Here is a 24,786-nt window from a genome sequence, read left to right on the forward strand (position 1 = left end):
GGTCTTATGGAGCGGGTAGGATAAAAGTATGGCAACAATCGACATCCTAGGGGTTCGGCACGCTTACGATTTGACGGCTCCGACTGCAACTTCCCCGGTTCTGGTATTTGTCCACGGCTGGCTGTTAAGCCGCCACTACTGGCAACCTTTGACCGATCGCTTGGCATCAAACTATCAGTGCCTTACCTACGATTTGCGGGGGTTTGGCGATTCTCAATCGGACGGTGGGGTTGATCGCGGGCATTCCGAACCGCTAAATTCCTGCTACACTCCCGTAGCTTACGCTCGCGATTTGGAAATTTTACTCGAAAAACTCGATATATCTTCTGCTTGGCTGGTGGGACACTCTCTCGGCGGTACGATCGCCCTTTGGGGAGCCAGCAAATTCTCCGATCGCGTTAAAGGCGTGGTTTGCATCAATGCAGGGGGCGGCATCTATCTTAAGGAAGAATTCGAGCGGTTTCGATCGGTCGGCAAGCAGCTAGTGACAATGCGTCCCGGCTGGCTGCCTCGCTTGCCGTTAGCAGATTACGTGTTTGCCCGCGATTCTGTAGCCCGCTCGATCGGCAGATCCTGGGGACGGCAGCGCTTAATAGATTTCGTGGGAGCTCATCCAGAGGCAGCTTTGGGGGCTTTGTTGGACTCCACCACAGAAGCCCAGATTCACCTCTTGCCACAAATTGTGTCCCAACTCAAGCAGCCTGTTTATTTTATTGCCGGTACTAAAGACAAAATTATGCAACCAAAATACGTGCTGCATTTGGCTAGCTTTCACTGGATGTTCCAAGGTTGTGGCGAGAATGTCCTTCAGCTTCCCGATTGTGGCCATTTGGCAATGGTGGAACAGCCGGATGCAGTGGCTAGTTACCTGCAAAATATTCTTAAACAACACACTTAAAGGGCATTGCGTAAAGCGAAACCAAGGAATGGGGCATTGGGCAGATATCCGGTTCGGGGAAGCGAAGCTTCCCAAATAGAAAGTTACAAGTTAAAAGTTAAAACATTTTTCCCTGTTCATTCCCTCAACATCGCTCCGTAAAATCACGTACACAATCCGTAAAATCCCGTACACAATCTGTTGCTGAACTTCCTTCGCCTAAATCTGTTATCTTAAATAGATAACTCTGCCCGATCGCCCTCTTGGGACAGACGTTTCGATTAAATAGTGGCTTTCAACTCTAAATTCTAATTCTGCTTAAATATCTGTGCGCGTTAACCTCACCGATCGGCAACAACACATCCTTTGGGCAACGGTTCGCCACTACATAGCAACAGCGGAACCCGTTGGCTCAAAAGCTTTGGCTGACGAATTCAACCTCAGCGTCAGCCCAGCTACAATTCGCAATGCGATGGGGACTCTTGAAAAAGCTGGACTGCTTTATCAGCCCCACACTTCTGCCGGACGAGTCCCCTCTGACTCCGGCTACCGGATTTATGTAGACCAGTTGATTCAGCCGTCTGATACGCTGGCCCGCAAGGTGGAACAGGTACTAGACCAGCTCAATTGGTCGGATGGTCGCATGGACGCCGCACTCCGTGGCGCTGCTCAAATCCTGGCAACTATCAGCGGTTACATAGCAATGATCACCATACCGCAAACCAATATGGCTTGCTTGCGCCACTTGCAACTGGTGCAGCTAGAGCAGGGAAAGGTGATGCTGATCGTGGTGACGGATGCCTACGAAACTCAGTCGGTTTTGGTGCAGTTGCCTTCAGACGCAGAAGGTAACAGGCCTGATGCCGAAATTGTCGATCGCCAATTGCAGATTTTGTCGAATTTTTTGAACAGCAAGTTGCGGGGACGATCGCTCTCGGAACTCTCGGCTGTAGACTGGAGCGAGTTAGACCGGGACTTTGAGCTGTACGCTGAGTGGATGGAAACCATGCTGACTGCTTTGAGCAGCCGCCAAACCAATCCAACCTACACGCGGATTCTGATCGGCGGTTTAGCAGAAGCGCTGCGCTTGCCTGAGTTTTCGCAGTTGCAGCAAGTTCAAACCCTGGTGCAACTGCTCGAACAAGAGCAAGAACTGCTTTGGCCTTTGATTTTTGAATCGCCTGAGTTGGACATCCCCGGCAAGCGGGTAACGGTGCGTATTGGTTCGGAAAATTCTTTAGAACCAATTCGTGGCTGTACTCTGATTTCTTCGACTTACCGCCGGGGATCAGTGCCGGTGGGTAGTGTTGGGGTTTTGGGGCCGACGCGGATGGTTTACGAAAATGCGATCGCGGTGGTGGAAGCTGCGGCGGATTATTTGTCAGAAGCTATTGGCGGAAATCGAGTGAGTTTTCCTGATGGCGATCGAGGGCGATCGGATAATCCGTTGTTAGATGCACCCTAATTTGATAGCTCCAAGCTTAACTGGCTTGGGGTTTTATTGTCTGTGGATGTACTCGCAACCTTTAAAAACCTGGTTTTGTGATAAAAAACCTAGGCTTTTATACTCTTCTTGGGCCAAGAAAGTAAAGCATCGCGCTTGACAAGAGAGTTTCCTAAATAACCCGGTTTCTGCGTCCATGAGCGGCTTGGAAAGTGGCAGGAGTGGCGGGCGATCGACTTTCCAGCGATCGCGAGAAAGAGATGGCGATGGTGAGCGATCGGGCATTCACAGAAAGTGATCGCGGAGCGTTAGTCGAACGGCGGGTTTAGCAGCCCAACTGACGAGTTTTGTTGCCAACCGGGTGGGCTGCTAAACCCGCTCTAGGGATGCGGCTACGACCAATGAATAGAGGAGGCGCGTACCCCAGGAGCGTCGCTTCCCAAGGCAGCAGAATGTCAAAATATTAAGACATTTTAGAGAGTTGGTCAAAAACAACTAAAAAAGATTAGTGTTGATATGAAAGCAATATTTCTTTTGGGAATAGCCCGGGTTAGACAATTGCAAATAACTTGCAGTGAATTTGGCTTGATTGCCACTCCATAAAAAATTTAACCGCTGAGTTAAGATCGAAACGAAATTTAGGGAATTTTCTTTTAGCATTCAATGAAATCGACCGATAAAACTAAGAATACCTTTGCGATTACAACGCCTCTGTATTATGTAAACGATTTACCTCACGTTGGCAGCGCTTATACGACTATGGCTGCGGATGCCCTAGCCCGATTTGAGCGGCTGCGGGGCAAATCTGTTTTGCTGGTTACGGGGACGGACGAACACGGGCAGAAAATTCAGCGGACAGCCGAGAGTTTGGGACGATCGCCCCAAGCTCACTGCGATTCAGTAGTTCCTGCGTTTGAGGCGCTGTGGGAGCAACTCGACATCCAGTACGATCGCTTCATCCGCACAACTTCGCGGCGCCACGAGTACATTGTCAAAGAATTTTTCCAGCGCGTCTGGAACTCCGGCGACATCTACTTGAACCAGCAACAAGGCTGGTACTGCGTCTCCTGTGAAGAATTCAAGGATGAACGGGAATTGTTGCCGGGAAATCGGTGTTCTGTCCACACCAGCAAGGAAGTGGAGTGGCGCGACGAGGAAAATTACTTTTTCCGTCTGTCGCGGTATCAAGACCAACTGCTGGCCTTGTACGCAGAACGTCCCGACTTCATCGCGCCGGAAAGCCGACGCAACGAAGTTCTCAGTTTCGTCAACTCTGGACTGCAAGACTTTTCGATTTCTAGAGTGAATCTCGAATGGGGTCTGCCAATGCCAGTTGACCCCAGTCACAGCATCTACGTCTGGTTTGACGCTTTGCTGGGATACGTCACGGCATTGCTAGATCCGGACAGCGACCCGATGTTGGAGAATGCTTTATCTAAATGGTGGCCGGTTGACTTGCATTTGATCGGCAAAGATATTCTTCGCTTCCACGCAGTTTACTGGCCGGCAATGCTGATGTCAGCGAATCTGCAGGTGCCGGGTCGCGTCTTCGCACACGGGTTTTTGACCAAAGACGGCAAAAAAATGGGGAAAACGGAGGGTAATACTTTAAACCCTGTCGAATTGGTCAACAAATACGGCGCTGATGCAGTACGTTACTATTTCCTCAAAGAAATTGAGTTCGGAGAGGACGGCGATTTTAACGAAACTCGGTTTATCAATATATTGAATGCTGAGCTAGCAAATGATTTGGGAAATTTGCTTAACCGCACGTTAAACATGGCTCGCAAATATTGCGGTGCCTGCGTACCAAATGTGTTGGGAGAAAACATTGAGGGCGACAACCTTCTCAAGGCTATGAGCCTGGATTTGGGCGATCGAGTAGCGGGTTTTTACGAAGAGTTGGCTTTTAGCAAGGCTTGCGAAGCCGTGCTTGCATTAGTGCGAGCCGGGAACAAGTTTATTGACGTGCAAGCACCTTGGAGTTTGTACAAGCAGGGACAGCTCGAAAGTGTCGAACAGGTGCTATATTCTGTTCTGGAATCTGTTAGACTAGCATCTTACCTTTTATCGCCGATTATTCCCAATATCAGCAACGCTATCTATCAACAGCTAGGTTTTTCAATTGACTTTAACGATCGAGTTACAGTTAACACTTTAGCGAATTTTGCAGCTCATGCTGCCTGGGGCGCTTTGCCTGCAAACCAAACTCTGGGGGAACCCCAACCTGTTTTTAAGCGGATCGAGCTGCTGTAAACAGTACCTTCATAGTTGGCAGCCAGCGCTCTGGGTGTTATGACAGACTACGAATTAGCAGTTATTTCCTTACCAATCTTTCATAAAAATCGAGGCATAACAATCATGTTGAATAGAATAGAAAGCAACGACCTTTTTACGCCGGAACAGGTTCTAGAAAATCGGGGTAGAGTGGCAATTTTTATTGACGGTTCTAACCTTTTTTACGCGGCTTTGCAGTTAGGAATTGAGATTGATTACACTAAGCTGCTGTGCCGTTTAACTGCGGGATCGCGGCTGCTGCGCTCTTTCTTCTACACGGGTGTCGATCGCACTAACGAGAAACAGCAGGGGTTTTTGCTGTGGATGCGCCGCAACGGCTACCGCGTGATTTCTAAGGATTTGGTACAGTTGCCAGATGGTTCTAAGAAGGCGAATTTGGATGTAGAAATCGCTGTGGATATGATGGCTTTAGTGGGGTCTTACGACACGGCGGTACTGGTGAGCGGTGACGGCGATTTGGCTTATGCTGTAGACGCTGTGAGCTATCGCGGTGTGCGGGTTGAGGTGGTGAGTTTGCGATCGATGACGAGCGACAGTTTGATTAATGTAGCCGATCGCTATATCGATTTGGAAATGATTAAGGACGACATCCAAAAAACATCGCGCCCTAATTATGCTTACCGCCCTTTGTCGGGTCTGAGCTTGATGGAGGAACACGACGACAGATAGGGATGTGGTAATGGGTAATGGGTAACGGGTAATGGGTGATGGTTAATGGGTTGAATCATTGAGAATTAAAAGTTAAAAATTTAGACCAAACATGACACATTTTTAATTTTTGATTAAGTGTTTTTCAAGAGCCAATTATTAATTACCAATTACCAATTCCCAATTCCCAATAACCAATGATTAATCTCAAATCCCCACTTCCCAATTTCAAATCCCCAAAATTGATGCTGCTATTTTTAGCAGCACTGATTTTGGGGATTGGTGCTTGTGCGGTTCCGCAAGAGACTCAAAAAAACAAATTAGCTGAGGATCTCAAAACTGCTCAACAGTCAAACAGCACTTTAACTTTAAACAAAGTAACCCTAGAACAAGCAAACGAAAAGGGCGAGACGTTCTGGAAAGTAAACTCGCAAAATGCCGTTTACAGCAAAGACAAAAAGATAGTTAACGTTCAGAAACCAGTGGGCAAATTGTTTCAGGACGGCAAAGAAATTTACGATATTCAGGGAGAAACCGGGCAGGTATTTCAGGAAGGAAATCAGGTTTTTCTCAAAGGTAACATAGTCGCTAAAGACCTGAAAAATGGAGTGGTATTGCGGGGAAATGAGTTGGAGTGGCGGCCGAAGGAAGATGTTTTAGTTGTCCGCAATAATTTGACGGGAGAGAACAAACAGGTGACGGCTTCAGCGAAGGAAGCGCGGGTTTTCAGTAGGGCTAAGAGGATGGAGTTATTCGGTTCTGTGGTGGCGAATGTTAAAGATCCGGCTTTGCAATTGCGAACCGAACACTTAGTGTGGTTTGTGGATCAACAAAAGGTAAACAGCGCCAAACCGACTCAAATTGACAGATACAAAGATAAAATAGTCACAGACAGCGGTTTTGCCGACCAAGTAGATGTAGACTTAAAAACCAAGATTGCGACGCTGACAAAAAACGCTCAGTTGATGCCATCAGACCCGCCGCTGCAAATAGAAAGCAGTTTGATGAGTTGGAATTTTCCGGCGCAATCTGTGGTATCGCCTGGACCTGTGAAGGTTTTTCACCGCGTAGAAAAGGTGACGATGACTGGGGATACGGGGCGGGGAGATTTAGAGAAAAAAGTTTTTTATTTGACGGGAAATGTGGTAGGAATTGGGGAAAAACGTCAAGCTCAATTAAATACCGATCGCGTAACGTGGTATTTAACTAACCAGACTTTTGATGCAGAAGGAAATGTGGTATATCGGCAGCTAAATCCGGTGTTTAATTTGACAGGGCCGAGGGCGGCGGGAGAGTTGAAAAATCAAACTGTGATTGTCAAAGGCGACGGTGGCGGCGGCCAAGTGGTTACGGAATTTGTACCGGACGAGTATAAGGGAACTTTGGGACAGCAATAATTGCGATCGCAGATGAGCGCCCATAAACGCAAATCTAATTAAGATTAGATTGAGTAAGCAGGGGTTGGGATAACAACAACTTTAGAAACAACTTTAGAAAGGCTTGATGAACCTATCTTAATTGACGGATTAAGTTGGAGAGGGTTTAAGGCTGTTGAACCGCTTCTCTCGTGTCCGGGGGTGCGGCTGTCGTTTTTAGATGGGGTGTTGGAGATTATATCAAATCCGTTAGCATCGGAATAGTAAATCCGAGTTCACTGTTCACTGTTCACTGTTGACTGTTCACTGTTCACGGCGTCAACAGTCAACAGTCAACAGTCAACCGTCAACCGTCAACATCATGTATGAGTGTAACCGGAAATGATATTAGACGTGTGCCTGGAAGAAAAAACGAAACTGCCAAACAGCGGATTTCAACGCTATCTCGCTCAGCCCGCTGCGTTTCCGGCGAGCCCGTGCAGCCAAATCTTTTTCAGCTTCGCATCTGATTCAACCTGAACTAATGGCAATGTTGAGTTTAGGGTTGATTTAGGCACTATGCACTCTACAGTATTAGGACTTACGCATAAATCCCCCAAACGCATTGACCAAGGGGCTTTCAATTGGCTCCCGGCAGCGGTTCCCCCTTTTTTGAAGCGGTGTCCCCCGGGAGTGGTTCCCCCCTTATTAAGGGTGGCTCTGGGGGTCAGGATGGCTCTGGGTTTCAGACCGTATAGTGCGTAAGCCCTGAATATAATTGTATGCTTAGATCACTTCATATTAAGGTCAAGACCTACAAGTAAATGGAGGTGTCCTCAATATAGAGGGAATCAAGAATTTCCATAGAGATCGCTTTAAATGACCAAGGGTGAGCGACTGTTGTTATTGAAATAATCCAAATACTAAAATGACTCCGCCATGACACTAATCGCAAGTGAGGACGAAGTTGCAAAAAGGCCTCAAAAAATCCCGCTGCGCCTCGTCTTAGTCGTACCATTCGTCCTGCAAATCTTCGCCGCTGTGGGACTGACAGGTTGGCTCTCGCTACGCAACGGCAAAACTGCCGTCAACAACGTTACTACCCAATTACGAACGGAGGTAGTCGCCCGCATCAATCAACAACTAAACACTTACTTGGAAACGCCCCATTTGGTCAATGCCATCAGCGTCGATGCCATTCGCCGCTTTGGATTATGGAATCCAGACAATATGAGTTCTATGAGAAGCTACTTCTACTGGCAGCTCAAGCAATTTTCCACTGTTAGTTACATCAGTTTTGGAGGGGAAAAAAAAGAATACGCGGGTGCTGGATATAAGGATGATGGCAGTGTGGTTATTGAAATAACCGATCGCTCTACTAATTTTCTCAATACGATCGTCAAGGTAGATAGAGAGGGCAACCCGACTCAGTTTAAGGAAACGCACCCAGACTACGATCCCCGCATTCGACCCTGGTATCAAGCTGCAAAAGTTGCAGGCAAACCCCAATGGAATAAAATTTATCAATATTATATTCAACCTAGCCTAGGAATCTCCGCTAGCCAACCTGTTTACGATAAAAATGGCATTTTTAGAGGAGTTGTAAGTACCGATCTATTTCTCTCAAAAATCAGCGACTTTCTCCAAAGTTTAAAAATTGGTAGATCGGGAAAGACTTTCATCATCGAGCGATCTGGCTTGCTAGTGGCTTCTTCCACCGCCGAGAAGCCATTTATCAAGAGCAACAATCGCCAAAAAACGCAACGATTAAAAGCGATTGAGAGCAGCGTACCTTTGATCGAGGGTACAGCGCAACATTTAATAGAACGCTTTGGTAACTTTACCGAAATTGACAGCAACCAGCAACTAGACTTCATGCTAGATGGTCAGCGGGAATTCGTGCAAGTATCCCCCTTCCAAGATGGTAGAGGTCTTGATTGGCTGATTGTTGTAGTCGTTCCAGAAGCCGACTTTATGGAGGAAATCAATGCCAATACCCGTAGCACTATCCTACTCTGCATTTTAGCGTTAGTGCTAGCGACGTTGTTAGGAATCCTCGCCTCCCGCTGGATTACCCATCCTATTTTTCTTTTGAGTAAAGCGAGTAGAGCGATCGCTAGCGGTCAATTAAACCAAAAAGTAGACGTAAATGGGATAAATGAACTGGGAGTTCTCGCTCAATCTTTTAACCAAATGGCCCAGCAATTGCGCGAGTCTTTTGCTGCTTTAGAAAAGACCAACTCAGAGCTAGAAACTCGAGTAGAAGAACGAACAAGTGAGCTAAAAGAGGCAAAAATTGCCGCTGATACTGCTAACCATGCCAAGAGCGAATTCCTCGCCAACATGAGCCATGAACTTCGCACACCCCTGAACGGAATTCTAGGATACTCTCAAATTATGGAGCGCGATAAAACTACCACTCCTAAACAAAAAGATGCTATCCACATTATTCACCAGTGTGGTTCGCACTTACTCACGCTGATTAACGATATTTTAGACCTTTCTAAAATTGAAGCCAGTAAAATGGAACTTGACAGCTCAAGTTTTAATTTTTCTTCCTTTTTGATCGGGGTTGTGGAAATGTGTCGCATCCGAGCTGAACAAAAAGAAATTACATTTAGTTATCAAGTATTAAATCAACTTCCTAACGCTGTAAATGCTGATGAAAAACGACTGCGCCAAGTTTTGATTAACCTTTTGGGAAATGCTATTAAATTTACAGAAAAAGGAGGTGTTATTTTTAAGGTAGGCGTAATAGGTACGGGGGAAGACTCTGACCAATCACAACTTACTAAAATTCGTTTCCATATCCAAGATACGGGGATTGGAATGGCACCAGAACAGTTAGAAAAAATATTTTTACCGTTTGAACAAGTCGGAAATAGCCAGCAGAAGGCAGAAGGCACTGGGTTGGGATTAGCGATCGCACAGAAAATTGTTCAACTGATGGGAGGCGAAATAAAAGTCGAAAGTATACTCGGTCAAGGCAGCATTTTTTCTTTTGATTTAGAGTTGAATCCCTCATCTGAATTTATTACTCAACCTTCGCCAAAGACTTCAATTAATTTAACAGGTTTTAAAGGGAATAAAAATAAAATTTTGTTAGTAGACGATCGATTAGAAAATAGAGGTTTTATTAGAAGCTTTTTAGAACCACTAGGTTTTAAAATCATGGAAGCTTGTAATGGACAAGAGGGTTTAAATAAAGCCAGTGATTTTCAACCAGATATGATTATCACAGACTTAGTGATGCCAGTAATGGATGGATTTGAAATGTCGCGGCGCTTCCGAAAGTCATCAGACTTTAAGGATGTAATATTGATAGCATCCAGCGCCAGCGTGTTTGAATTCGATCGCCAAAATAGCCAAGAAGCAGGTTGTAACGAGTTCCTGTCAAAGCCTATCCAAGTAGAAGAATTGCTAGAAGTATTAAAAAATTACTTACAAATAGAATGGATTTACGACCAACCTGCGGATTTGGCGATCGCACAGCAGGAAGGTTTCACTGATTTATTAAAGGTTCAGAGTGGTGAGCTTGTGATACCGCCATCAGCAGAGCTGGTAGCGCTGTTTAATGCAGCTCGGATCGGCGATATTGAAGTGGTTGAGCAGGAAGCCAATAGACTCAAGCAGATAGACGGTAACTATCTACCCTTTGCTAATAAAATCTTGCAATTTGCCAAAAATTTTGAAGAAAAAGAACTACTAGCTTTTGTAAAAAAACATTTGGGGGAATAAAATGCTCAACCAAAAAGACAATGTAATTTTAATTGTTGACGATAACCCGAATAACCTAAAACTTCTGTTCGATTTTTTGAAGGAGTCAGGCTTCAAGGTTTTAGTAGCTAAGGATGGGGAAAGTGCTATTGAGAAGTTACAAGAAGTTTCGCCAAATATCATATTGTTAGATGTGATGATGCCGGGGATGGATGGCTTTGAAACCTGCTACCGCTTAAAAGCATCGGTGGCAACGAAAGATATCCCTGTGATTTTTATGACAGCTCTTACGGATCGCGTCGATAAGGTTAAAGGTCTGTCAATGGGAGCAGTAGATTATATCACCAAACCCTTTCAGCAAGAGGAAGTCCTAGCCCGCGTGCAACTACACCTGAGACTGCGAAATTTGACCAAGACGCTGGAAGAGCAAAATGTGCTTCTCAAAGAGGAAATTGAAGCGCGAAAAGAGGCGGAAGCGGCCTTGCAGAAACTCACTTCTGAGTTAGAGGAACGGGTGGCTTCTCAAACGGCTGAACTTAGACAAGCCTGCAACGAGCTTCAACAGGCTCAAGTTCAGTTGTTGGAAAGAGAAGAAAAATTAGGACATTATGCTTTTCACGACGCGCTAACGGAGTTGCCTAACCGCGCTTGGTTTATGAATCGGCTGCAACAGGCGATCGACTTGTCGTACAGACGTGAAGATTATGTATATGCGGTGCTATTTATTGACCTAGATCGCTTTAAAGTAGTGAATGATAGCCTCGGACATTTGGTTGGGGATCAATTACTAAAAAGCGTTGCTCGTCAACTGCAAGTTTGTTTACGCCACACAGATGCAGTTGCGCGGTTTGGAGGAGATGAATTTGTGATATTGCTGGAAGATATTAAAGATATTGATGAACCAACCAGGGCGGCTGAACGCATCCAAAACCAATTAAGGCAGCCGTTTAATTTGAATGATTATGAAGTATTTACCGATATCAGCATTGGAATTATCGTTAGCACAATGGGTTACGCTCGCCCAGAAGACGTGCTCAGAGATGCGGATATCGCAATGTATTATGCTAAAGCTCAAGGTAGAGGGCGTTACGAAGTTTTCGATCCAGCTATGCAAACTATTGCGATGACGCGCTTGCAGTTGGAGAACGACTTGAGAAGGGCGATCGCGCTACAAGAATTTTGCGTTCACTACCAGCCAATTGTCTCGCTTTCTACGGGGCAACTGAGTGGCTTTGAAGCTTTGGTGCGCTGGCATCACCCATCTGGCAGAATCTACCCGCCTGCTGAGTTTATCCCTGTGGCTGAAGAAACTGGTTTGATCAATGAACTGGGGTGGTTTGTTTTGCAGGAAGCTTGTCACCAGATCAGTATTTGGCAGCAACAGTTTCCCCACACACCTCCCTTGGCGATTAATGTCAATCTTTCCCCCGTGCAGCTAAAGCAAGCAAACCTACTGAATCGAATTGAGGAGATTTTGCAGCAGACTGGCTTTCCAAGTTACTGTCTAAAACTAGAGATTACTGAAAGCTGCATTTTGGAAACTGTATCCAGAGAAGAAAAGATGTTGAAGCAGCTAAAAGCTCTAGGCCTTATGTTGTGTATCGACGACTTTGGCACGGGCTACTCTTCTTTAAGCCGCTTACACGAGTTTCCCATTGATACCTTAAAGATTGACCGCTCTTTTGTGAGCCGCATTGGGTTAGACAACAGTGGCGTAGAAATTATCCAGACAATTGTAACGCTGGCTCGCAGCCGAGGTATGGATATCGTGGCAGAAGGCATAGAAACGCCAACACAGCTACAGAAACTGCGAGAGTTGGGGTGTGAGTTGGGGCAAGGATATTTATTTTCTAAGCCTGTAGACAGCGAAAAGGCAACCGAATTATTAGGCTTAAAAGTAGGGCTAGCAAGCTTGCCTGACATCTAGTTTGCCGCGACAAATTTTATGAAACTCTTGTGGGACAGGGCCAAGAGCCTACTCTCATCATCATGCTAACTCAATGTTGAGTAATTGTTTGTACCATATTTAATTCCGGTTTTTTTTAGCTTGAACTCGGCAACAAAAAAAAGTTAAAGGACTTTCGCACGGGGTGGGGCGGGTTTACGAGATTGTGTGTTTTAGGCAATTATGATCGGTGAACCCGCCCCTACAAAATTTTGACAATCGTGCAATATTTTTGATATTTTCTACAACTGTCCGAAACCTTTTTTAGGCTTATCTTTTTTCTTTTTCTTCTTCTGCTGGGCACCCATATAGCCACGGGAACCGGGCTGCATTCCGGGGCCACCCATTCCGGGCATTCCCGGCATTCCCGGCAATCCTCCCATTCCTGTAAAGTTGCCTTGACTCATTTGCTGCATCATTGTACGCATTTTCTGGAAATCGCTCACCAGCTTAGTTACGTCGTTTTCTGCGTAGCCTGCGCCTTTGCCGATGCGGCGGCGGCGGGATGGAGAACTTGCTAAAAGTTCGGGGTTGCGGCGTTCTTCAACTGTCATCGAATTAATCATGGCTTCGGTGCGTTTTAGCTGCACTTCTCCCTGCCGCATTTGTTCGTCTGAAAGTTTGTTCATCCCCGGAATCATTTTCATGATGCCGCCGAGGGAACCCATATTTTTTAACAGTCTGGTTTGTTTGAGAAAGTCGGTAAAGTCAAACTTTGCCGTGAGCATTTTCTCTTGCATTTTCTCGGCATCGGCGATGTCGAATTCTTCTTGCGCTTTTTCTACTAGCGTCAAGACATCGCCCATGCCGAGTATTCTGGATGCCATGCGATCGGGATAAAATGGTTGCAAGGCTTCCACTTTTTCGCCGACGCCGACAAATTTAATCGGCGCGCCGGATATTTGCCGCACGGATAAGGCTGCACCGCCGCGGCTGTCGCCGTCTAATTTGGTTAAGATTGCGCCGGTAATGCCGATTTGTTCGTGAAAGGTGCGGGTTAAATTTGCTGCTTCTTGGCCGGTCATGGCATCAACAACTAACAGCGTTTCGTGGGGTTGTACTGTTTGTTTGATGCGACCTAATTCTGCCATCATGTCTTGGTCGATTTGCAGGCGGCCTGCTGTATCGACGATGATGGTATCGATGCCGATTTGTTTGCCGTGTTCGATGCCTTGGCGGGCAATTTCTACGGGGTCAATGTCTTTGCCTAATTCAAATACGGGTACGTCGATTTGTTTGCCGAGGGTTAGCAATTGGTCGATCGCGGCTGGTCGATAAATGTCGGTTGCGACTAGCAGTGCGGTACGATTTTGTTTGCGGAGGTGCAGCGCTAGTTTGGCGGTAGCTGTGGTTTTCCCGGTTCCTTGCAAACCTGCCATCAGGATCACTGTGGGCCCGGAGTCTGCGGTGGCGAGGGGTACGTTGGTTTCCCCCATGACGCGCACGAGTTCGTCGTGGACGATTTTGATGAATTGTTGGTCGGGACGGACGCCTGAAACGACTTCTGCGCCTTGTGCTTTTGCCGCTACCTCTGAGATGAAGTTTTTGACGACTTGGAGGTTGACATCGGCTTCCAGGAGGGCGCGGCGAACTTCTTTGAGCGCGTCTTGGATGTTGGACTCGGAGATTTTATTTTGTCCGCGCAGTTTTTTCCAGGTGGATTCGAGTCGATCGGCAAGGGCTTCAAACATAGGGCATTGTTGGCTAGTCAGTCTTTTTAATTTTAGGCTAAATGGGGCTGTTTGGATTAATGTTTTGCTAATTTTTGAATAATCCTTTCAGGGCGGGCTAGAAGCCCAACCCCTACTCCCCACAAGCAAATTAATGTGTTGTGGAACAGGCAAGATGCCTGTTCCTAAAACTGCTGCCACAAAATTCATCTATTGTGGAACAGGCATCTTGCCTGTTCCTAAAACTGCTGCCCTAAAATTCATCTATTGTGGAACAGGCATCTTGCCTGTTCTTAAAACTGCTATAAGATCATGTTGGTTTTTATGTATTCTGCGATCGCGGGTTGGAGTTGGAAGAGGGTGCGATCGCCCTTTTGGACTTTTTCGATTAATAACCTCCGTCTCAAGGATTCGACGGCTTTGAGGAATTCTGAAGGGGATAATTCCAGAAGGGCTGGCTTTTTGGAGATTTCGACTGCTTTGATTTGATTTGCCAACCAGGACATTACTTGTTTTTCGGAGTCTGACAAACGCTGAAAATGTTGGTGCAATAAATATTCTAAGTCTCCTAAAACTAGGCTATCATAGGATAAAAATTCAGAAATTTTGCCACTAAATAAGTCTTGAATAGCAGCAGCTACGGTATTTAACCACAAGGGATTTCCTCGGTAAATGTCTATCAATTTTGACCAGTTTTCCGATTCAAGTAAACCTTTTTCTGTGAATATTTCTCGCGCGGATTCGCCTAAACCATTGAGTTGCAAGGTTTGACAATTTTTCGGGTGGCTTTCTAATGCTGCAATTTCTCTGGGTTTTTCCCAACTAATCAAAACTATGCAACTGTTGTGACATGATTCGGCTATTTGTTTGAAGAAAGTGCCATAATTTTCATAGCCTGGTTTGTAGTTTCCTGCTAGTTGTTGGCTGCTGAAAATTGTTTGTACGTCATCGAGGACGATCAGACAGCGGTGCGATCGCAAATATTGTAGGGGCAATCCCCCCGTGGTTGCCCTTTCTTCGGGGGCGGCGATCGCCCTTTCTTCGGGGGCGGGCACGGGGGCACCGCCCCTACAGAATTGAATTAAGTCGGTTTGGAGTGTTTGGAGGGGTGGCGCGTCGCGGAGGCTTCGCCAGATTATACAGTCAAATTCATATTGAATGTGTTGGATTAGTTGGAGGGCGATCGCACTTTTGCCACTTCCGCTTAATCCTAAGATGCTGATGAGACGGGTGCGGTTTTCCAAAATCCATTGTTTGAGGGTGGAAAGTTCGGATGTGCGATCAAAAAATGTCGAGATTTCTGGTGCGTCGCCTAAGTCGATGCGGGGCTGTTTTGCTGTTGGTTGGGGGTTTTGGGGAGTTTTGGGCGATCGGGCTTTTTCCTGACAAATGTTAACGTTATGATTAACAGTTATATTCTCCCCTGTTACATTTTCAACAATAGCCAATTGATAATTATAAAAACTTGCCTTTTCTAATACAGTCCTAAAATTGTTTTTAGTAATATTTTTTTTCAATGCCTTAGAAAGTAGTTTCCAAAGTTGTGATCCGACATTTCTGACATGACTTGGACTTGAGTAAACTTCTTGAGCAATTTGCGTGTAAGTTGTGTCTTGTAAAGTTCCCCGCAGAATAGCTTCTTGCACGTAATCTAAATGCTTCCCCGTCTTAGCAAAAATTAGCTCATCTGCCAGTGTCAAAACTTCGGCAATATCCATAGATTAGGGAGAAGCTGGAGTTTACGCGATTCATTATACCTGACATTTCGTACACTTGTGACATTTTGGATTTTGTCATCTATCTAAAGTCAGGACTTTTCCTACACAGCTCATCCTTTATATTAATTGATTAAGGTATTAGCAGGATATTTATATGAAGCGAGTGCGGTGGCTCAGCGGTTTGTTGTCGGCTGGGGTGTTGTCTTTTAGTTTAGCGACAGTTGGCGCACAAGTGGCTCAGGCCCAGCGCCCGATCTTTTTGCTCGAACTCAACTGTGTTCATAGAGGGTTTCCCAATTATCAAGAACAAGCTCGGGATGTTTCCATAGGTAGAGAAATATACACCAGTCGTTTGTTGATATGGGCGAGTAACGGTGCTGGTTGGACTTGTCAACTTCCTGGTGGTCCCGCCTCTCTCCGAATAGAGTATGGAGTTGCGGATGGGGATGGTCTACCCCCTGCGAAAATAGATGTTTATGTAGATGGAAATCAAGTAGCTTCCCAAGTAGGAAAAGATGGAAGGGTCAATACAATGCTGGTCGATGTTAGTAACGGAAAAAGTGTGGCTGTTGATATCTATTGCTCTAGGGCAACAAATTGTAGCAATAAATGGTACTACTTCTTCTGGCTCGCTATTATACCAGGGGCAGGCTCTCCAGGGAGTAGATAAATTATGAGTATTAGCCGCCGTCAATTTAACCGGATCGTAATCTGGGGTGGAGCTTCTTTTGCTGCTTCCGCAACATCCGGCATCTTTTTCCCCAAACCTGCCGAAGCTTATTCCCTAGAATTTCCGATTAGTGCCTTATCCGCAGATCGCGTTTTCAACGGTATTCAAAAATATTGCGGAGCACAGCCCATCCCCGGCGTTCTCTCACCAATCGTACAAGGCAATACTAATGTTAGCAGTAAAATAGAACCAGCAGCCGCTAACGCCATTCGCACCGCAGACAAAGAATTTGTTAACCGCAATTTTACTAGCAAAAGAACCGAATTAGCGGTAACGGGCAGCGGTTCTAATTTTGCATCAGATACCAGTCGGCTGTGGGGGCGGCAAAGACAGGATAAAGTCGGCCCGAATGTTGGTTTTGGGTTTGTACAAAAATGGGAAGATCAATATAGCGATGCCAAAATTTCCGGGCCGACAATGTGCGCTATTCATAACGCTCAACAAGTCTTAGCAGATCAAAGATTAACGCCTCCAGAAATCGCGGCTTCTATCTTGCCAACGCGATCGCGATTGGATGATTGGGGATCTTGGGGAGGAGATGCGGATGCGTCTGCTGGGAGGAATCCCGGTGCTGTTTTTGCTCAATACGATACAGCCGCAGGTACGGTGACATCTCGCTACGATTTAGTTGAACCGGGGCCGAAAGGTTTTGGGCGTGTTGAGTATATTATTGAAGCGGAAGATCAGCCTCGGCGGGTGATTTTGGTGACGGTGAGGTTTTAGGGGAAAATCAAATTCGGCGGTTGAAACCGCTTCTTGTCAAACGAAGTCCCTCTCGCTTGAGACTGAAGAATCAAGGGGGTATTTAACCCGGATTTGGTATTATACTAACAGTAGCGATCGCCCTTACATTCCAATTTGTCAAAAAGCGCGATCGCCTTTACTCAGGCAAAGTTAAAATAGTTGTAGCCTCAGCCAAAAGTTTACACTTGACTTTGTTGTTTTCCCCCTCAATAAGACAATGAGCGGGATTATCCTGCAAAGGGTCATGCCGGATAAGGAAGCCTAAAGAACGGGCAGATCCTGCTACCAAAACACCCACTTTAGTAGTGTCAGGATTTCTCGCACGAGCTAAAATTTCCTGGGGAGTTGTTAGCCTCGCCAACTCAACTGAAATGCTGTTATCAGGTTTTCCTCTAACCTGGAAAGCCACTGATTTTACAGTACCATCCTCATAAAGATGTACATTCGGAATCCGACGATAAAGGATATCGTTATCTGCAATTTCTTCTAGCACTATCTCATCCTGACTTATTGAATTAATAGCTGAGACAATACATTCAGGACTTCAGATAATGATAGATCGTTTTTCTCCTCAAATTTTCTCTCGCTTCCCTCTCCCTTAATTAGTAGATAGCTGAAACTCATATCAGATTTAATTTCCACTTCTAGATTGCCCTGTGGACTCCGCCATTCCAGTTGTAGGCTACCATTAGCAATTGGTGCTGCATCATAGGGTAAAATTCGATCGCCAACTAAAGGCGCCAGAGAGTATTTGACATGAATGAGCAACTGACAGGCTTTTACAAAAGCAACGGGCGAAACTGCTAATGCACCATAAGAATCCCAGTCAGGTTCTAGTTGGGCAAGTTGCGTTAAGCGCTCTAATATTGGATCTAAGGAAACATCAGTTAATGTTGCTTGATACATGGTTTTTAGAATGGTCATATTTTCTATTATATCATATATATAGCAATCCTAAATGATTCGTGTAATTCTTGTAGGGGCAAACCCCCCGTGGTTGCCCCGCCTTGACTGGGGTAGGCACGGGGAGTAGGGGTAGCACTACCCCTACATATTTTTACAAATGATTCAGGATTGCTATATCATAAACTTTATTACCTTTGCAGTTGACCAATCAAATCTAATGCTTTTTGAGCATCTGCATTCATTCCTTGAGCCCTAAATAAACGAGCCGCTTGTTGCAAATCTGCGATCGCCCCTTGTCTATCTCCCATTCTCACCAGCGTAATTCCTCGGTTAGCAAAAGCCTTTGCATAATTAGGATTGAGTTGAATTGCTTGAGTGTAATCAGCTAATGCAGAGCGATCGTTATTGATGCGAAACAGCGCTAATCCTCTGTTAAAATAAGTGTTGGCGCGACCGGGATTAATTTGCAGCGCTTGATTGAAATCGTCGATCGCTCCTTTTTGATCGCCCAAGTCCGAAAGTGCTAATCCTCGGTTGTTGTAAGCCGCTGCAAAGTTTCTATCCAAGCGGATGACTTGAGTATAATCTGCGATCGCCCCCGGTTTATCTCCCAATGCCGACAAAACCAGCCCCCGATTGTAGTAAGCCTCAACATAACCGGCATTTAGGGCGATCGCCTTGCTATAATCAGCGATACTCTTGGGCATTTGTCTCAAATCGGAATAAGCGAGGGCTCGATAGAAATAAGCTTCCGCGTAATCAGATTGAGTTTGAATTGCTTGGTTAAAATCGGCAACAGCCCCTGACAAATCTCCCTTATCAAACCGAGTTAAACCGCGAACGTAATAAGTTTTAGCATCTTGCGGATTGTTCAGTTTGAGAGGTGCAGTAGCTGTTGGAGAGGTATTAATTAAAAGTGCCGATCGATTTAAGCCCGCCTCCGATAATTTAGCTATAAAAGTGTTAATAGGAATCGCAGAATTAAACCCGGTTTTAGTAATGGCTAAACCTGTCATAACTTTTCCGTCTGTGACACGATCGTAATCGCGATCGGCTTCTCCGTGAATCCCAACAACACGCCCTTCAACATCAAATACAGGCCCGCCACTCATCCCCCCTTTCGTAACAGTATTGTAGCGCAAATTATACCCTTGGGGATGACTTGAAATCCGGCTGGTAACAAAGCCCGGTACAAACTCAAAATTGCGCTCTTTTTGGTAGTTTCTGCTATCTGGAATACCTGGATAACCAAACACAAAAATTTCGGTTCCAACTGTCGCTTGTTCGGAATCGCCTAAAGTTACAACAGGATAAGATTCCGTACTGTTAAATGTTACGACTGCTAAATCGGGAGCATTCTGGCCTTTCTGTAATAATACACTACGGGTTACTGGATAGTCTTTTCCCCTATGACTGCGAATCGTATAGGTAGCTTTGGTATCATCTACAACATGGTTAGCTGTCAGGACAGTGTAGGTTGTACCTTGTTTAGCAATAATAAATCCTGTACCTAGACCAGTTGTTCCATTAATTTGAACGGTGGCAGAAATCGCTAATTTGGCAATTTCTTGGGGAGTTTTTGCGACAACGGGTGCTGCTGCAAAAACAACTATTCCTGCTACCGTTACTGTTCCTGCTAGGATGCTGGTGAGGGAATCAAAGCGCGAATAATCCCTATTCATAGGTGATTGCTGAAGAGTAAAAATTTTTATACTCCGAATAGTATAGATTAAAATAAAATTTCTGAAAACCCGAAACCCTGATGTTTTCAGATGATTGCGATTTTTATGACATTTCGTACATTTCGTATATTTCCGCCATTGCCGGCATTACTAGGCCATATTTTATTTGTATATCTTGTAGGTTAACCAGCTCGAACTGCATCCCGAAACACTTTCAAAGCGTCTTTTTCTTCGGACATTTGCAGGCATCTCCCCAGCACTTCTAGATCCAAATCCGGCAACAGCATACTCCGAGAAACCAGGTTGTAACCCTCCGAGTTCAGTTGGTAAATCGAAAATACTCCGTCTTCCCAAAACCAAACTTCTGCTACGTTAAATCTGCGGTAGTATTCCAGTTTATTAATAGTTCCGCTAGTAAAAAAAACTTCGATCGCCAAATCGGGTGTTTCTCGCTGCCGTCTGTCTTCGCCAAAATAGTAAGATAAATCTGGTTCCTTGCTGCTGCCTTTTGCTTCCCCTTGGAGTGTAGCGCTACCCGTCGGTCTAAAACTAATATCTTTTTCTACGAAAAAGGTCATTAACATTCCTGCCAGCAGGCATTTAATGGTTTCATGTTCCGGCGAAAGTGTCATAATTTCCACATATCCGTCGAGGTAAGACAAGCGAACACTGCGACTGTACTCTAGCAATGAATCCAAAGCTTTGAACTGTTCCCAAGTCATTGATAGCGGCAAAATCAACCGCTGTTCCGGGAGTGCCGTTAATTTGGGGTGAGTGGCAATGGTCATATATACTTTCCCCGAGTTGGAATTTCTACTTTTAGATTAGCATAAAAATATGTAAAGGGAGAAATTGGGAACTTCGAGCGCTCTTGTCCCCCCCTTGTTAAGGGGGGTTAGGGGGGATCTAGCCCGTCTCATTCCCTACAAATAATTAAGTCAAAAACTGGAATTGAGAACCGTTAACTGCCAAAGCAAACGGACTTGCCTGTTCAAATGCACCGACAAGTTCAAAGTTATCCACATTTAAAACTACCCCCACAATGTCTCCGGTAATTTGGTTTTGAATCACCATGTCGTTGATAATTCCGTCGTTATCGTAAGCAATCAAATTGTCGTCTTCAAAGAAAAGGTCTTGTTCTGTTAAACCGTCCGTCAAACCGATACGATCGCCCTCGTCAAAGTTAAAATCGGTAACGACATCTGCTCCATCTATACCAAATGCTTCATCGTTGCTTCTGAGGACGAATATGTCACCACCGAGGCCTCCCGTGAGCACGTCAACTCCCCGATCGCCCGCGATGAAATCGTCGCCCTCATTGCCATCTAAATCGTCGTCTCCTTGCCCTCCCCGCAGGATATCGTTCCCGAACCCTCCGAAGATAAGGTCATTTCCGGCGTCGCCCCTAACTACGTCGTTGCCATCATTTCCATCCAGGAGATCGTTATCTTTCCCGCCGTAAATTATGTCATTTCCGCCACCACCGCCGATAATATCATTGCCGTTATTTCCTAACAGACGTTCGTTGGAATCCGACGAACCTCCCATAGTATCGTTGCCGTCGAGTCCCCAAACTCCCCAGGGAAAAGACGCCAAATTTCCATTCGCTACGTTAATCTCATCGGGTGTAGCGAATCCCAAAAGACGTGGTCCGCCGCCAGCAAATACAGGAAATCCTGTCGAATCCGCGATGAGATTGTTAACCGTTAAAGCCATAACTATGTCCTTTCACAAATCATGTTATCTGTATTATATATGTTAATTCTCGCCTTGCCAAATAGCAAGTTATATGGTAATTTCTATCGCAACTTTATTTACTAAATTAGTGACCAGCAACCTGCTTGCCAATTGGTAATTACCAATTGGTAATTACCAATTGGTAATTACCAATTGGTAATTACCAATTACCAGGGCTACGCCTCATTCAACCCAAAGCGGCTATATATCTCGCCTTTGAGTCAAATAGCATTAGTTGCTTACACTATCCGCTACTGTCTACCGCTTATAATGGGTGTTACCCGCCAGGTGGTAAACACGTTAATATCACCTATAACGTCGAGACTGAGAGGTTGTTTGTGAATAAAAGTAAAAGTCCCTGGGCCCATCCTCCGAGAAAACACCCAGTTTCCGATACCCACACACAAACTTTACAAACAGGATCTAAGCTTTTTACAAAGCCATAATCGCCGATCGCTGACATTTTTTGGCAAAATCCACTGCTTTCAGGTGTTTTACTCATGTCTACTCCTAAATCGTCTTCCCATCAAAACAACAACTCCGTAAAATCGCCCGCGACAGATATCGTCCCAACAAAGCAAGACAGTAACAATCTGCCCAGCGAACCAAGTATAGAACAGCTACTGGAAGCTTTGGCGGGCAAAGTACCCAGTCAATCTGCTGAAATTGAACCGTTGAAAACGTGGAAACAAGATTTACAGCGACTGTTTCAATTTCTCGGCGATCGCCGCGTTTTAATCGCAGTAATGCAACCGGGAACTTTTGCCCTGCGTTACGCTAACGCGGCATTTTGCCGGTTGGCCGGTTGGGAGGAAACGCCCTTGGCAACTCAATTTACCAACGGTTTGTTTGCAGAAACCGACATCACTCTGCTGCAACTGTTCGAGGAGTGGGGCGGCAAAACAGCAGAACAATTGTATCGCCGCCACCTTTTGCACTGGGTATTTAAGCAATATTATCAAATTGACATCGACGGTTTGCGGGTGCTAGACGAACCTGCCACGGCGAGTGTAAAAAACCCCAAACACCGAGAACCCAGATTTATAGAATTTTGGCTGGGTTCAGAACAGTTAAAAATTACTCGAATTGACTCAAAAATAGATGAATTTGCGGATGTTTCTTTAAGATTAATGCCTGTTGCAGAACGGGAAGCTTGGCTGATGCAGCCGAATCAATTGGAAAATTTAGCCGATCGATTGCAGTTGGATAATTACCGCGTAGAAGGCTTGCTGCTGCTAGAAGGTTTTGATGTCACAGTGCAGGAGCAAATTCGGCGGCTGACTCAGTTATTGATCGATCAAGATTCGATGCTGCGGCCCGACAAATTTGAGAAAATCGATCGGTGTTTGCGATCGCTCTTCAATGCTGACGGCACTTTGCTGCTGCGGCCCGACGACGATCAGGTACAGCTATTAGTTGCAAAAGACGGCCAACATTTGCAGCCGATTCTTTATTCAATGCACTCCCTAGAAGCTTCTCACTTTTTGAAGGCCACAGCAGCAAATCAAGTTTGGAACGTGCCAGACTTGCGTAGGGAGTGCGAAACCGAGTGCGATCGAACTTTGCGGAGAATGGGAACTCGATCGATGCTGCTGGTGCCCCTGGTAGTCAAATCCGTCACCCGCGAGGGGCGCGGGCAGCGGATTTTGGGTGTTGTGGGGCTGTTGTGCGATCGGCCCAACCACTTCAACGGCATTGACGCTCAACACGCCCAAGAACTCATTCCCGCCTTCATTGCAGCCCTGCGGCAAGCCATCCAGGAGCGGTTTACCCACATTCACAACATCCATCCCGCAGTCGAGTGGCGGTTCGCCCAAGAAGCAGAAAGGCGAAGTTGGGGACTACCTCCAGAAACAATCGTATTTGCTGACGTTCATCCGCTGTACGGAATTTCGGACATTCGCGGTTCTAGCGACGAAAGAAACCGAGCCATTCAAACTGATTTGCTCGAACAATTCCGCTTAGGTTTAGTCATAGCTGATGCCGTTTGCGAAACACAAACTACCCACCTCGGTGAGCAACTGCGGCTCGACTTGCTCGACTACATCGAGCATTTAAAACAAAAAGTAACAGTCGATATGGAGGTGCGAGCAGCCGAGTATTTAAACGAGCATTTAGAAGTATATTTTGACTATTTTGTGCAGTGCGGGTCCAAGGTTCAGGCAGCCGTTGAAGCTTACCAAGCAGCCTGTGAAAATGAACACAACTGCGTTTACAGCGATCGCACCCGCTACGACCAAATGCTGAACTTAATCAGCACCAAACTCCAAGAAACCTGGGCCCGCTGGCAAGAAAAAATGCAGCAAATTTTGCCCCACTACTGCGACATCGAATGCACCGACGGCATCGATCACATGATTTATGTAGGAAAATCGATCGACCCCAAATTCAGCCAGTTTCACCTGCACAGTTTGCGGTACGAACAACTGCGAGCAATTTGCGATTGTGGCCGCACAGTTTTTCGCCTGCAAGCCGAGTCTCAAATCAACATGGAACTCGCACATTTAGTCTTAGTGCAGAATACCACGATCGACATTTTTCACAACGAAAACACCGAAAAAATGTTTGATGTCAAAGGCACTCGCGACATCCGCTACGAACTTGTCAAAAAGCGGATCGAAAAAGCTGTTGACAAAGACTTACAAGAGCGAATTACCCAGCCCGGAATGTTAACGGTAGTTTATTCAGCGGAAGACGAATGGGAAGAGTACCAACAATACTTGCGCTACTTGTCTCGCGAAGGTTGGGTAGAGCCAAAAGTTCAGACGGGCATGGTAGAATCACTGCAAGGAGTCAGCGGTTTAAAATTCGCCCGCGTGCGTATTTTGCCTGAACCGGAATCTATTTCTACTATCTGTGAAGTTACAGTAGTCAGCGATTGAGGACACGTTCAATTGCCTGTTTTAGGCGGAGTGCGATCGCTCCCATCTCCGGCTGTTTTATGCCCAGTGCGATCGCTCCCATGCCCCTGAAAAACTGTGCAGCCAAAGCATTCGGGACTCACACACAAGACCAATATTACATTTATGATGTTTGTTGACACCAAGGGAGCATCTCATATTTGTAAAAACACTTCTTCTTGCTCCTTCCTTCTTCCTCTTTCCTCCTGCCTCCTGCCTCCTGCCTCCTGCCTCAAAACTCCAATTTATAGCTGGGCGGCTTTCATTGAGATGCTCCCGACACCAACGATCAAGCCCACATTTTCACTTAGTGTATATTCCGTGTGATTGGAAATCGCCAAATACACGATCGCAATCACACAAAATCAAGATTAAGTAATGTTAATCTCATGAGAATTAGCTCCTGTAATTTCTA

17 protein-coding genes are annotated in these 24,786 nt (G+C 45.7%); 10 read left to right on the forward strand and 7 right to left on the reverse strand.

Annotated elements, in window-relative coordinates; translation table 11 throughout:
• Positions 1-28 precede the first annotated feature (28 nt).
• From QUB04_RS14170 to QUB04_RS14200, 7 genes are all read left to right on the forward strand, one after another.
• Positions 29-898, forward strand: a complete 870-nt coding sequence (locus QUB04_RS14170) for an alpha/beta hydrolase (RefSeq protein WP_333285145.1) — start codon at positions 29-31, stop codon at positions 896-898.
• Between the two features lie 301 nt (positions 899-1,199).
• The gene (gene hrcA / locus QUB04_RS14175) at positions 1,200-2,342 is read left to right on the forward strand and encodes a heat-inducible transcriptional repressor HrcA (RefSeq protein WP_445301058.1); all 1,143 of its coding nucleotides are present in this window, start codon (positions 1,200-1,202) and stop codon (positions 2,340-2,342) included.
• Positions 2,343-2,984: 642 nt separating this feature from the next.
• Complete coding sequence (gene metG, locus QUB04_RS14180; protein ID WP_333285149.1) at positions 2,985-4,577, forward strand: methionine--tRNA ligase; 1,593 nt, start codon at positions 2,985-2,987, stop codon at positions 4,575-4,577.
• Positions 4,578-4,682: 105 nt separating this feature from the next.
• A complete protein-coding gene (locus QUB04_RS14185) occupies positions 4,683-5,288 on the forward strand; it encodes a LabA-like NYN domain-containing protein (RefSeq protein ID WP_006631885.1) in 606 nt (201 codons plus the stop codon).
• A gap of 176 nt (positions 5,289-5,464) precedes the next feature.
• A complete protein-coding gene (gene lptC, locus QUB04_RS14190; protein ID WP_333285151.1) occupies positions 5,465-6,664 on the forward strand; it encodes an LPS export ABC transporter periplasmic protein LptC in 1,200 nt (399 codons plus the stop codon).
• Positions 6,665-7,561: 897 nt separating this feature from the next.
• Positions 7,562-10,360, forward strand: a complete 2,799-nt coding sequence (locus tag QUB04_RS14195; protein ID WP_333285152.1) for an ATP-binding protein — start codon at positions 7,562-7,564, stop codon at positions 10,358-10,360.
• Position 10,361: 1 nt separating this feature from the next.
• Positions 10,362-12,266 (forward strand): EAL domain-containing protein, encoded by a 1,905-nt coding sequence (locus tag QUB04_RS14200; RefSeq protein WP_333285153.1) that lies wholly within the window; start codon positions 10,362-10,364, stop codon positions 12,264-12,266.
• A 260-nt stretch (positions 12,267-12,526) separates the two neighbouring features.
• Here QUB04_RS14200 and ffh read toward each other — a convergent pair whose 3' ends face one another.
• Together ffh and QUB04_RS14210 are read right to left on the reverse strand one after the other, a co-directional pair.
• Positions 12,527-13,975 (reverse strand): signal recognition particle protein, encoded by a 1,449-nt coding sequence (gene ffh, locus QUB04_RS14205; protein WP_333166674.1) that lies wholly within the window; start codon positions 13,973-13,975, stop codon positions 12,527-12,529.
• A 281-nt stretch (positions 13,976-14,256) separates the two neighbouring features.
• A complete protein-coding gene (locus tag QUB04_RS14210) occupies positions 14,257-15,672 on the reverse strand; it encodes an NB-ARC domain-containing protein (RefSeq protein WP_333285155.1) in 1,416 nt (471 codons plus the stop codon).
• Positions 15,673-15,826: 154 nt separating this feature from the next.
• Between QUB04_RS14210 and QUB04_RS14215 the strand changes: the two genes are divergently transcribed.
• Together QUB04_RS14215 and QUB04_RS14220 are read left to right on the forward strand one after the other, a co-directional pair.
• Positions 15,827-16,342: a hypothetical protein gene (locus QUB04_RS14215; protein ID WP_333285157.1), complete on the forward strand. Its 516-nt coding sequence runs from the start codon at positions 15,827-15,829 to the stop codon at positions 16,340-16,342.
• Between the two features lie 3 nt (positions 16,343-16,345).
• On the forward strand, positions 16,346-17,125 hold the full coding sequence (locus QUB04_RS14220; protein WP_333285159.1) for a Tat pathway signal protein: 780 nt from the start codon (positions 16,346-16,348) through the stop codon (positions 17,123-17,125).
• A gap of 157 nt (positions 17,126-17,282) precedes the next feature.
• On the opposite strand, the gene QUB04_RS14225 is transcribed toward QUB04_RS14220, so the two are convergent.
• The 5 genes from QUB04_RS14225 to QUB04_RS14245 form a co-directional block, all read right to left on the reverse strand.
• The gene (locus QUB04_RS14225; protein ID WP_333285161.1) at positions 17,283-17,639 is read right to left on the reverse strand and encodes a hypothetical protein; all 357 of its coding nucleotides are present in this window, start codon (positions 17,637-17,639) and stop codon (positions 17,283-17,285) included.
• A gap of 14 nt (positions 17,640-17,653) precedes the next feature.
• On the reverse strand, positions 17,654-18,070 hold the full coding sequence (locus tag QUB04_RS14230; protein ID WP_333285163.1) for a hypothetical protein: 417 nt from the start codon (positions 18,068-18,070) through the stop codon (positions 17,654-17,656).
• 170 nt (positions 18,071-18,240) lie between these two features.
• Positions 18,241-19,734, reverse strand: a complete 1,494-nt coding sequence (locus QUB04_RS14235) for a tetratricopeptide repeat-containing serine protease family protein (RefSeq protein ID WP_333285165.1) — start codon at positions 19,732-19,734, stop codon at positions 18,241-18,243.
• Positions 19,735-19,916: 182 nt separating this feature from the next.
• Complete coding sequence (locus QUB04_RS14240) at positions 19,917-20,522, reverse strand: Uma2 family endonuclease (RefSeq protein WP_333285167.1); 606 nt, start codon at positions 20,520-20,522, stop codon at positions 19,917-19,919.
• A 145-nt stretch (positions 20,523-20,667) separates the two neighbouring features.
• Positions 20,668-21,450, reverse strand: a complete 783-nt coding sequence (locus QUB04_RS14245; protein ID WP_333285169.1) for a calcium-binding protein — start codon at positions 21,448-21,450, stop codon at positions 20,668-20,670.
• Positions 21,451-21,971: 521 nt separating this feature from the next.
• On the opposite strand from QUB04_RS14245, the gene QUB04_RS14250 reads away from it, so the two are divergent.
• Entirely contained in the window at positions 21,972-24,353 is a 2,382-nt protein-coding gene (locus QUB04_RS14250) for a GAF domain-containing protein (RefSeq protein WP_333285171.1), read from the forward strand.
• Positions 24,354-24,786: the final 433 nt, after the last annotated feature.

Origin of the sequence: Microcoleus sp. D2_18a_B4, assembly GCF_036702475.1 — a bacterium.
Classification (GTDB): domain Bacteria; phylum Cyanobacteriota; class Cyanobacteriia; order Cyanobacteriales; family Microcoleaceae; genus Microcoleus.